Below are 11,707 nucleotides of genomic sequence, written 5' to 3'. Positions count from 1 at the left end.
GGTCAATTAGAGTGACAAGCAGATTAGATTTTTAGCTCCCCAAGCTTGATCAACTCGACAACCGCTTGCGAACGACCCTTTACATTCAGTTTCTGCATTACGTTCGTGATGGGGTTTGAAGCACACATGAATATAGAGGAGCGTATCCGCAAGAACAGCAAGCTAATCAAATGTCATGAACACATGTACATTTCCCTGACGATCCGCTTCTATACGAGAGATGAGTTTTTTCAATGTAAGTTGGCTATCATCAAAGGTTTCGAAGGATACATTCAACAGATCATTTAACCGTTCCATCGTCTTCTCGTATAAATCCGTCATATCCGTTTTACGCTGCCATTCCTGCTGAAGTTGAATGAGTCTGCTCTCATGCTGCACGATTTCCCGCTCATAATGACTTTTTTCTAATTCATATTGATGTTCATCCAACACATGCCCTTTGAGTCGTTCTTTGCGAAGCTCCATCAGACATTTACGATTTTCGATAATCCACTTTTTGCGTTTTTTCATTTCGGATTCGAGATCCGTGTGCGTGACTTGGACAAGACGCTTATGTTTCTCCAACAGCTCCTCTGGCGAAAATGTACTGCGTAATATTTGTGATATGCATTGGATGAGATCTTCGTGAAAGGGATCATACGGCAGCCAATAATTGTTGCAGCAGCCTGACTCTCCTTGCCTTCTTCTTCTGGAACAAATGAGGTATCGGTAATCTCGTCTCGATTGCTCTCGAATTCGACGTGTGGATTTCATGCTGACCATGGAGGAACCGCAATGTGCGCATTTCATCATTCCCGCGAAAACATTAACCTTTTGGCGAGGCCCGCCACGTTGTCCACCGCCGCGTTGCAAGCGAAGATTCTCAGCAAGCCGGAACGTTGCTTCATCAATAATGCCTTGATGCGTCCAGCTGTTATGCGCGTAACGCCATTCGCGTTTTGGCTTTTGAACTAATACTTTTTTACGTTCTGTCATATCATCGACATTGGTATACACTTTTCGAATTTCAAATTTCGAGGAACGATTTTTCCCGACATAGGCTTCGTTTTGCAAGATGCGTTGTATCGTGGTAATACCCCATTTTCCATCCTTCGGGGAGGGGATTCCTTGATCATTCAAATAAGCAGCGATAGATTTCTCCCCGAAATGATTGGCTGTATACAGTTGGAAAATCGTCTCAACAACCATCTTCTGGTTCTCATTGGGTACCAATGTCTTTAAGCCATTTCTCGTTTCTTTGTCATATCCATACGGTGGCCGATTTCCTGTAAAATTCCCTTTTAACGCGGATTCCCGCTTCCCCCGACGTGTACTTCGGCTGATCTGCTCGCTCAAGGACTGATTAATACTCGAGATAATCGAGAATAACATCTCATCATCTCGGTCGGAATCATAATGGTCGTCGATGGAGATGAGGCGAATCCGAAGGGCATTCACCAGCTTACGCTTGAGATTGATCGAATCCCCAATATCACGTGCGAACCGCGATAATGCGGCGAAAATAATCACTTGGAATGCGCCCTGATGTGCATCCTTTAACGCTTGCTGAATCGCTAGCCTATCGGTAATATTCGTCCCAGATTCGCGGTCTTCATATATCATGTCTTCCGCTGTCTCCCACCCCATGTCCTCCGCAAAATATTTACAAGCTGCAATTTGATGTTCCGGGCTATCCTTCTGACTGTCTTTGGTCGTACTAACACGTACATAAATGGCTGCTCTCATTATCGCCTCCCCCATGACGATTCATTTTCATCATTAGAAAATGTCTGCTTCCTTTATTGGTTCAGCCTGCTCGTCCTGGTAGGGGGATTTTTTTTACCCTTTCGTTTTGCATGTGAAAATCCACTACATTGCGCTGAATCACTTGCTTGGCAAGCTCATCCATGATGTGTTCTCTATTCTCCTTTCCGGGATGTACATGTATTCGATACGATGGTTTGGCGTCTTTAGGCATTCGGTCCGCTCCTCTCCGCTTGTGATAATTATGTCTATGAACCTGCCGTCTTGTACCATAACCGCTCCTTTCCGCGCCTTTATAGAACAAAAAAAAGAAACGAGCCTCTCCCTGATTGGAGTTGCCCGCTTCTTCATTCACTTCTGTACCTCATTGCGCAAAAGGTTCTCGATAAAAATAAACGTCTTCCGTCACCATGCCTTTCCATGGCGTCCACCAATCACTGCGGATACTCACGACAATAAGCAAGGTTTCGCTATCAATGTTTTGATAGGCTTGGAACTCCCTCGGCGTCTTCGAGTGATTATAGATATCTTCACGGCTGACGTAGACCTTAACGATTTTGTCAAAGATTTGCCTCGCATTGGCGATCGGTATGATCTGAGAATGGTTATAAGAATCGCACAAAGTTAATTGACTGATTTGCTTGTTCTTCATGATTGTCCTCCTTAACTTTGATGGCTTCTATTAATCTAAGACTTTATCGATGCGTACGCCCTTCTGTTCGAGCCATTCCATAATAAAAGTGAACCCGTCGAGCGATAATTGAATGCTGTTGCGCTTCTCATCGGGAGAGATCATATCGATCCGAATCGACTTGTCAAATTCGTTGTAGACAACGAAATAGTCCATTTCCTTCCCATCGACCTGTTCTGAAAATTTGCACATGATACTGCTTGCGAAGTTCCGCATATTTTTGCGTTTCAGTTCTGGCAGCATGCTTGAACTGCTACCTTGATCGATTGTTGCCACATGATGTTCCTGTCTGACCTCAGCATCTATCATTTGCGGATTTCTTGCCATCTCAGCATCCCCCGTTTTATTGGAATTGGAAAAAATCAATTGTTCGAACCAGACGGCAGGATTCGATGAACGGGAAGGTGATCCTTCTTGTTCATCAAGTTCATTCTCATCAAGATGATTCGTTCCAGTCTGTTCTTCGTTGTTCTCGTCTAAAGATACTTCCTCTGCGCTAGCTTGCTGCTCTTCTGATGTATTAGAGATAGGCTCCTCAGGGGTATGCTTGAGCTCAGCCTCCAGACGTTTGGACAGATGCGTAAAATCACCCGGGAGGGATTCCGCGGAGATATTTATCTCGTTGACAGCGGTAACCGAAACTGCAGCTTCCGCAGATGCAGCTGTTATTTCTTCCAATACGCCAGGGTTGCTTCGTTCATGATCCGCAGTGATCCCTGTTGGGGTTGGATTTTCAATGCCTTCGAGTAATGTGCCGAACTCTTCTTCCGCTTCGGAAGATATTCTTGCTTCCAACATGGGTTCTACCTGTTCCACCAAGTCGGGCGTTTCCGAGACAAGTGCTTCCTTCACTTCAAGGCGAGGTTCTATTGGTGATTCTAGTTCTGGTTCTGGAAACGAGTCTTCTATCGGCGCTACGGCTGCTTCAGATAAGATATACTGTTCACTGGTCTGTTCAGCAAACGATTTGCGCAATTTAGTTGCCTGGTCTTCCGTCACCACGGATTCTTGCACAGGTTCCGGCTCAATCGGAGCTTTTATGGATGCTTTTTCTTTTTTGTTGTTCTCCATTAGTGGCATAACTTCAAGAATGATCTCCTTGACGCGCTCAGGTTCGAACGGCTTCATCACATAATTGTTCGCGCCTGCCTTTAATGCCTTGGAAATGAGATCTCGCTGACTCATCGCAGAGCAGATTAAGATGACAGACTGCGGCTCGATGGCCCTAATCTCCTTTAACGCCGTAATTCCGTCCATCTCTGGCATCGTAATATCCATAATCACCAGATCGGGCCGCAATTCTCTGAACTTGTCGACGGCAATAACACCGTTCTCTGCTTGACCTACAACCTCATACCCGGATTTTGTTAATATATCCGTTAACATCAGGCGTAGAAATTTCGTATCATCAACAATGAGAACACGAATGGACATCGTACGTTCACCCTCTTTCTTAAGTTCCTGCAGGTTCTGTTACGGGATTCGTCACTTGAATCGGTACAGTCTTGCCGCTTGGTGCCGGGAACGAGGCCCGTGGAAGCCGTTCCTCAAATCCTTGGAATTGCGGCGCATAGAATGCGGATACCGTGAGGTTATAGGTGTTGGCGGTATCCGTGAATGATATGGCATCAATTTGAATAACGCGGTCTAGTTGTTGGATCCCAAGTACAAAGGTTTTGAAATCGTTATAGGTCGGTGATTCAACGCTTAAGGTGAGGCCTATTTTGTAAACTTCCAGCTGCACTGCGGGATTTTCGCTTGATGGTGCTGGATTGGCACTCGTATCAGCTGGCACCGTTGAAGTTCCTTCATTTGATGCTGCTGTATTGACAGGCTGCGAAACTGTCGCGTTCGGTGATTGTAGGTTAGGAATACCTATCACTTGACTCAATTCATTTAATGATGTATTCGTATAGCTCAACCCCATATTACGAATCTTACTCTTGGATTGTTGTTCATCCTTCCGTAGATCGAGAATCATCTGGTCCACAAAGGCTTCGACAGGAACCTTACGCTGCAACTCCAGAAGATCCGCCTTACTCTGCTGCTGTTCATGGGCCTGCGATTGCAGCTTTTCCAGCACCTTTTTATCTGTTGCAATTTTACTTTTCAACGTCTTCACTTGGCTTTGTGTAGGCTGGATACGATTGAAATAAAACAATAGCAACCCGGAAAGGATGAGAATACACGAGACAGCCAAGGTTAATATTCTTACCTGTTTCGCGTTCATTCTGTACCCGCTCCTTTCACTTCAGCGAATACATCCCGTTTCAATTCGAGCGTATACGTCGCTTTGTAAAGGACCTTTATCCCACTATCTTGTTTTACTAGAGAGCTGATCTCGATTTTGCGTACCCAATCCGCATATGTTAAATGATAAAGATATTGCGCAGCATCCTCTGATGTCCCGAAATCCGCAATCACCGACACCGTTCCAGGATCCTGATAAGAATAGGAAGTAAAGAAGCCGCTCTGAGGCAAGGCCGCAGATAATTGGTCAAGAATTCGGATCGTATCCACCGGCAGTTGCTCGATCGTGTGAACAATCTGTTCATATTGACCTACTTCCGAGGTACTCGCGCCTTGCAGGAGTTTTTGCGATTCGATTTCAATCATTTTCTCGACCGTCTTCGCTTCCGCCTGTTGTCGATCTTGATCCGTCTTCAGGGACTGATATTGGAAGAAGAGAACGCCAGTGCTAAGCAAACCGAAAGCCAATATGACCGTGATCCCAATGACAAAAAAAATGCTTCGCTGCTCCCGTTGGGGGAGCAAGTTAATCTCACTCAGCATTAGACGCCCCCCTTTAGGGCTAATCCTAGCGGCAAATAATATTTCGGTGGAACGAGTTCCTTCGATTGCGTCTCGAACAATTCTTTTGAGAACGTAAAAGGCATTTTTTCAAAATGTTGATGCAGATTGGTTGCGATATCCTCTAAATACGGATAATCTCCCGTTAATATTATCGTTTCAATCTCATCTTCATGATGATTCGTAACGGAACGATAGAAGCTGATGACGCGCTGAATCTCTCCGATCATTACATTAATTTCATAGGTTAAGTAGCTCTCATCGCCGATCCACACCGGTGTATTGACATCTCTTTTGTTCGTTTGCCGTTCCCAGTTATCGATGGATAGATTCATCCGAAATTGACGAAGAAGCATTAATTTATGCTTATGAATGACGCCTACCGTTACCGTCTGCAGGTCGAATTGAACGGATAGAACCGGTGCTTCCGAGACAATGTCCAATTCCAATTCATCATTCACTTTATAAAATAAACGATAGATGGCCAGCGAAGACACATCGGCTGCAACAGGCTTCAGACCTGCGCTGGTCAAGATCTGTGCGTATTCGTTAACAATCTGCTCCGGTGCGGCAAATAATAGAATTTCTTGTTTCTCATCGGAGCGTCCTAGAAAATCAATATCAAATATCGGATCCTCAAAGGGAAGATGGATGTTCGTTCCTAATTCCAAATATAGATGTCCCTTGATCTCCTCCTCCTCGATCTCCGCCGAAATCTCAATCTTCCGTACGATCACGACAGAATCCGGGACAATAAACTGCACTTCTCGGTCTTTGAGTTTCCACTTTTGAATGCAATCCTTCAGAATGGTACGCAACCGATCCGGCTCTGCAATCCTGCCTTCATGAATGATGCCTGAAGGCAAATCATATTCCCCGAAGGCGGTTGCTCCCCGCAAATTCGGTCGCTTGGCATCCATATATCGAATGACATGGTCTTTGATCATCAAGCTGACCATTTTCTTTTTCGGCTGCTTTCTGTTCACAATGTTTGCTACATGGGTATGATGTTCTTGATTTACACGCGTTGTCCGACTTGCTCTCATCTTTTCTCCTCCACTACATCATAGAAACTGGTAATACCATGTAAGAAGTGCTTCTCCCCACAAATATGCAGTTAATGTGCCTAATGCAATGGCAGGTCCGAACGGCATTGGCTTCCCTCTTCGTACTTTCCCGAGAAGCATTCCAACGATGCCGATGAGTGTGCCATAGCAGCAAGATAACAGGAAAGCAAGTAATACACCTTTCCATCCTAAGACCATGCCGAGGACGGCAAACAATTTAATATCTCCTCCGCCCATGCCGTTCTTGCTCACGATCGCGATAAGTAACAGCAACGCAAAGCCAACACCGGCACCCAGGAACATATCCCACCAAGGATCTACTGGAAGGAGGAGACGCAATCCGAGAAAAATAACCGAAAAGACCAGCAACACTTTGTTCGGAATTAACATATACCGAAGATCTGAAATACAAATGATAATCAACAGGGAGATTAACGCCCATGCGACGAATAATTCCGGCGACCAGCCGATGAACCATGGCATGCTAACAAATAACAGCGCAGTCCCCATTTCGGTTAGCGGATAAAGGAATGATATTTTCGTACCGCATCCCCGGCAGGCACCCCTTAAGAAAAGATAAGAAAAAAAAGGGACCAGCTCGCTGGCTCCCAGTGTACGTTGGCATGTCGTGCAATGCGAGCGTGGTCGAATGATCGATTCGCCTAAGGGAACCCGTAAACCTACCACATTATAAAAGGAGCCTAACAATAAACCTGCAATCGCAGCATAAATGGAATAAAACGCGGTCATGGTTTGCCTCCAGTTAGGACAATGGATAACACGCCCCCCTAACGAGGGCGTGATTAGTTATAGATGTCTGATTGTAACAAGATTAACTTCTAGGCCACAAGTGACTATGGAGTTGACCTATTTAACTGCGTCACGGTTCACGGTTGATTCTTTCACGTAGTCAGTAGCTGCAGTACCTGTACTAGTTGCAGTTTCTCGTACTCCGCGTGTATCATTTTTTAGAAATACGCTATAAGAAATTGCACCAGTTGATGTGGTTAATGTTGCTAAAACATGGGAACCTGCTGTAGCTACAGTACTAGGTGGAGGTGTGGCAGCAGCAGTACCAACTGAGTAACCATTCGTTGTACCATCGGGATCCTTCACTGGATCAAGATATCCATTTACAACTAACCAGTCTAAAGATATATATTTTGTAATTGTTGTAGCGGTAGGTCTTGCTCTCTCATCACCCACAACAGCCATTTTTGCAGCTGCTATCATTTGAATTGCATTCGCAACATGTGCGTCTTTTTTCGTTCTGTCAATCAATCCCCCAATCGCAGGTATCGCAATAGCCGCGACGATCCCCAAAATAACAACCACTGCCAGTAACTCAATCAGCGTTAACCCTTTCTCATTTTTGACCCTTTTCATTGCCATTTGTAACATACTTATTCCTCCTATAAAATTAGTAATCTATTATAATGTTGCCACTATAACCTATTTGACATGGTTGAAAATATCGAACATCGGCACGATAATTGACAACACAATAAATCCAACAATACCTGCCAGCATGATGATCATGATCGGCTCGATTAAGCCTTTCAGCGCATCCGCCGTCGCATCGACTTCTTTCTCATAGAAATCCGCGACCTTTTCCAACATGAAATCGAGAGAACCAGATTGTTCCCCAATGGCGATCATCTGTGTTACGAGCGGCGGAAATATCCAATGCTGCTTCATTGGAGCAGACAGCGATTTCCCTCCTTGGAGCGAGACCCTAGACTCCTTCAACACCCTACTCATGACTTCATTCATGACGACTTTGTCTACGATACTTAGCGCATCCAGAATCGGAACCGAGCTTTTAAACAACGAGCTTAATGTTCTTGTAAATCTGGCAATGACGGATTTCTGCACTAACTTCCCAAAGATCGGGATTTTGAGAATGGCATGATCAAGATAATATTTACTGGATGGATTTCTCATCGCCACTGTGATGCCAACCACGATCCCTACAATCAGCAAGATAATGAGCCACCAAAAACGCTGCATCCAGTCACTGATCGCCAAGACGGTCTTCGTAATCCACGGTAATTCTGCATCGAATTGCATAAACATCGAGGCAAACGTGGGCACGATTTTGGTAAGCAGGAAGATAACGACCCCAATGGCGACAATCGTGATGGCAATTGGATAAGTTAGTGCGGACTTCACCTTTTGGACGGTATAGTGCTGTTTCTCAAAAAAAGAAGCTAATCGTTCCAGCGTCTCATCCAAGTTCCCCGTGGCTTCCCCGGCTTGTACCAAATTAATGAACATGGGTGGAAAGATTTTTGGATGAAGGGCTGCAGCAAGTGACAACGGTTTACCAGATCGTAATTCTTCCTCTACATTGATTAGTGCCTTTCGCAAAGCTTTACTTGCGGTCTGTTCCGCCAATATCTTCGTAGCTTCCGCAACCGACACGCCGGCCACGATTAACGTTGCAAACTGACGGAGGTAAATCACGAAATCTTGCGTCTTAACTGGGTTGCCAATGGTAATATCCGTATTGAACACATTTGCTTCCAGCTCGACGATCTCGGAAATGGCAATCCCTTTCTCGCGAAGTTCCATGACAACTTCTTTCCGGGTTGAACCAGAAACTTTCCCTTTACGCGACTTGCCGGCACGATCACGACCGATATATGCAAACTGAGCCATTAACTCATCTCCCTAAAATATGGTGCTGCGACCTCTCGAGTAATCACCTTTTTCTCGATCAAATCGTTCATGGACATTTCCAGGGTATGCATGCCAAAGGATTTCCCCGTCTGCATGAAGTTATAGATTTGGTGGACTTTCTCATTCCGAATCAAGTTGGCAACAGCATGATTATTAATTAACAATTCCGTTGCCACGCGCCTGCTTCGATTGTCGATGGTCGGGAAAAGCCGTTGTGATAGAATTGCGATCAAAACAGATGCAAGTTGAATCCGAATTTGACCTTGCTGATTGGCTGGAAACACGTCCAAAATACGATCAATCGTTGCAGGCGCGTTCGGCGTATGTAAGGTTCCAAGCACCAAGTGCCCCGTCTCTGCCGCTGTAATGGCAATGGATATCGTCTCTAGATCTCGTAACTCTCCAACCAGGATGACATCGGGATCTTGCCGTAGCGCGGCCCGCAGTCCGTTCGAAAAGCTATGCGAATCATGTCCGATTTCCCGTTGATTAATGACGGAATATTGGTTGCGGTGCAAGTACTCAATCGGATCCTCTAACGTAATAACATGTTTGCGCATTCTCTTGTTCATGTCATCGATCATCGAAGCGAGCGTCGTTGATTTGCCGCTTCCCGTCGGGCCTGTGACGAGAATCAATCCTTGCGCTTTGGTGCTTAGCTGACGCAAAACTTCCGGTACATGCAAAGTATCCAATGCCGGGATGGTTGTTGGTATAAGGCGGAGCGCGATACCTATTTGAGAACGTTGATGGTACACATTCACACGGAATCGAGTCATATCCTTAATCCCAAAGGAAAAATCCAGCTCTCTCTTTTCCTGCAAAACCTCCCATTGATCTCGAGTCATAATGCTCTTCGCCATCTTGATCGTGTCTTCGGGCTTCAAATTATCTTCGCCATATTGCTTGAGATCCCCATTGATTCGGATCATGGGTGGTACACCTACCGTAAGGTGCAAGTCCGATGCTTTTTGTTCAAAAGCCATTCGTAATAATTGCTCCAATTGCTCCAGCTTCCCCTTCCCATTACTCACTGATGGCTACGCGCAGGACTTCTTCTGTGGTTGTATAGCCTTCTTTTACTTTAATTAAGCCATCATCAATTAAAAAAATGGTTCCTTTCATCACCGCGATCTCCTTGATCTGTTCCATGGAACGATTGTTCATGATCATTCGGCGAATTTCATCATCGATCACCAATAATTCATGAATAGCGATCCTTCCTTTGTAGCCTGTCATATTGCAAGCGCCGCAGCCTTTTCCTCTCGCGACAGCCTCAATCTGTAATCCTCGCTTTTCGAAAATTTCAGTCTCCCGCTGCGAAGGAAGCTGCAGCGTCTTACACTCCTGACAAATGCGCCGGACAAGCCTCTGTGATACGACGCCAGACAACGAGGCAGCTACGAGAAAAGGCTCAATTCCCATGTCTATTAATCTCGTAATCGTGCTGATCGCGTCATTCGTGTGGATCGTGCTCAAGACTAAGTGCCCTGTTAACGAAGCACGAACTGCAATCTCCGCTGTCTCTGTATCCCGAATTTCACCGACCATAACGATGTTCGGATCCTGACGCAAAATCGCACGCAATCCCTTCGAGAATGTCATCCCGGTACTCACATTGACTTGAACCTGATTAACCCCTTCCAGCCGATACTCCACCGGATCTTCCACGGTAATAATGTTGACATCCGGCGAATTTAATTGTCCCAAAGCGGAATAGAGTGTAGAAGATTTGCCAGAACCCGTAGGACCGGTAATCAGCACAATGCCTGTCGGCTTTTCGATCATGCGCACAAAACGTTCATAATTCGTGGGATGAAAATTCATTCTTTTCAAATCTATAGCTGAACTTCCGATGTCGAGAATTCGCATGACGACCTTTTCGCCATAGACTGTTGGCAGTGTGGAAACCCGAAGATCTATCGCATTGGAATCCAGATTAATTTTGATCCGACCGTCTTGCGGAATTCTGAATTCGGTAATGTTCAGATTGGATAAAATTTTGATCCTTGCCACGATCATGCTCAGCATTTGTTTCGCAAATTTCCGTTCTGTCCTCAGGATCCCGTCAACCCGATATCGAATCACAACATCTGACTCTTGCGGATCGATGTGAATATCACTCGCTTTTTGCTGATAGGCTGCAAGAATCATTTGGTTGACCAATTTGACGACCGGAGAGTCTTCATCGGTAACCGTATCTTCATCCTTCTCTTTAAACTTGAGGTCTGCGCCTAACAGGTCTTCCATGTTATCCACTAGGCTGTAATATTTGCTGATGGCTTTATGAATGTCTTCCTTCGTCGCAATGGACACTTCGATCTGAAAACCCGTCGAGAGCCGCAAATCATCAATCGCATAAAAATCCATTGGGTCAGCCATGGCGACAAATAGCTTATTGCTTTCTCTTTTCAGAGGGATTAGCTTGTTACGTTCGGCGGTTTCTTTGGACACGATGCTTAACAGCTTGGTATCTATCGGGTATTTGAATAAGCTGACATAAGGAATACCTAATTGAAACTCTAGAACCTCAATAAGTCTTTGCTCCGTGATGAACCCGAGCTGCAATAACGTTTCCCCTAGCTTTTGTGTTGGTTTCTTTTCATTCAGGGCAATTTGCAGCTGTTCATTCGTAAGGAGTCCGGACTCAACGAGTAGATCCCCCATGCGTTTCCGAGGTTTATTCACGTTTTCACCTCTCATCCCTTGGATT

General features: G+C 45.2%; 11 protein-coding genes and 2 pseudogenes. All 13 read right to left on the bottom strand.

The window, feature by feature from the left end; genetic code table 11:
- Positions 1–23 precede the first annotated feature (23 nt).
- A pseudogene (locus BVG16_RS05850) lies at positions 24–116 on the bottom strand (helix-turn-helix domain-containing protein); the annotation flags it as partial.
- A gap of 46 nt (positions 117–162) precedes the next feature.
- On the bottom strand, positions 163–1,725 hold the full coding sequence (locus BVG16_RS05845) for a recombinase family protein (RefSeq protein ID WP_233146899.1): 1,563 nt from the start codon (positions 1,723–1,725) through the stop codon (positions 163–165).
- 61 nt (positions 1,726–1,786) lie between these two features.
- Positions 1,787–2,098 (bottom strand): hypothetical protein, encoded by a 312-nt coding sequence (locus BVG16_RS05840; protein WP_078497605.1) that lies wholly within the window; start codon positions 2,096–2,098, stop codon positions 1,787–1,789.
- 9 nt (positions 2,099–2,107) lie between these two features.
- Entirely contained in the window at positions 2,108–2,395 is a 288-nt protein-coding gene (locus BVG16_RS05835) for a hypothetical protein (RefSeq protein WP_078497604.1), read from the bottom strand.
- 1,116 nt (positions 2,396–3,511) lie between these two features.
- Positions 3,512–3,868: pseudogene (locus tag BVG16_RS33265) on the bottom strand (response regulator); the annotation flags it as partial.
- Between the two features lie 19 nt (positions 3,869–3,887).
- Positions 3,888–4,664, bottom strand: coding sequence for a hypothetical protein (locus BVG16_RS05825; protein WP_078497602.1), 777 nt, complete (start codon positions 4,662–4,664; stop codon positions 3,888–3,890).
- The gene (locus BVG16_RS05820; protein WP_078497601.1) at positions 4,661–5,227 is read right to left on the bottom strand and encodes a PilN domain-containing protein; all 567 of its coding nucleotides are present in this window, start codon (positions 5,225–5,227) and stop codon (positions 4,661–4,663) included. Before BVG16_RS05820 ends, BVG16_RS05825 begins: the two co-directional genes overlap by 4 nt.
- The gene (pilM, locus tag BVG16_RS05815) at positions 5,227–6,291 is read right to left on the bottom strand and encodes a type IV pilus biogenesis protein PilM (protein ID WP_078497600.1); all 1,065 of its coding nucleotides are present in this window, start codon (positions 6,289–6,291) and stop codon (positions 5,227–5,229) included. Before pilM ends, BVG16_RS05820 begins: the two co-directional genes overlap by 1 nt.
- Before the next feature lie 18 nt (positions 6,292–6,309).
- A complete protein-coding gene (locus tag BVG16_RS05810) occupies positions 6,310–7,062 on the bottom strand; it encodes a prepilin peptidase (protein ID WP_078497599.1) in 753 nt (250 codons plus the stop codon).
- Between the two features lie 117 nt (positions 7,063–7,179).
- The gene (locus tag BVG16_RS05805) at positions 7,180–7,713 is read right to left on the bottom strand and encodes a prepilin-type N-terminal cleavage/methylation domain-containing protein (protein WP_332888765.1); all 534 of its coding nucleotides are present in this window, start codon (positions 7,711–7,713) and stop codon (positions 7,180–7,182) included.
- A gap of 51 nt (positions 7,714–7,764) precedes the next feature.
- Entirely contained in the window at positions 7,765–8,973 is a 1,209-nt protein-coding gene (locus tag BVG16_RS05800) for a type II secretion system F family protein (protein WP_078497598.1), read from the bottom strand.
- Positions 8,973–10,028 (bottom strand): type IV pilus twitching motility protein PilT, encoded by a 1,056-nt coding sequence (locus tag BVG16_RS05795; protein WP_269845576.1) that lies wholly within the window; start codon positions 10,026–10,028, stop codon positions 8,973–8,975. Before BVG16_RS05795 ends, BVG16_RS05800 begins: the two co-directional genes overlap by 1 nt.
- On the bottom strand, positions 10,021–11,697 hold the full coding sequence (locus BVG16_RS05790; RefSeq protein WP_198957425.1) for a GspE/PulE family protein: 1,677 nt from the start codon (positions 11,695–11,697) through the stop codon (positions 10,021–10,023). Before BVG16_RS05790 ends, BVG16_RS05795 begins: the two co-directional genes overlap by 8 nt.
- Between the last annotated feature and the right edge of the window lie 10 nt (positions 11,698–11,707).

The organism is Paenibacillus selenitireducens, from assembly GCF_002021565.1.
Lineage (GTDB): Bacteria > Bacillota > Bacilli > Paenibacillales > Paenibacillaceae > Paenibacillus_K > Paenibacillus_K selenitireducens.
The sequence above is the reverse complement of the archived record's forward strand: the minus strand, read 5'-3'. Positions and strand labels throughout refer to the sequence as shown.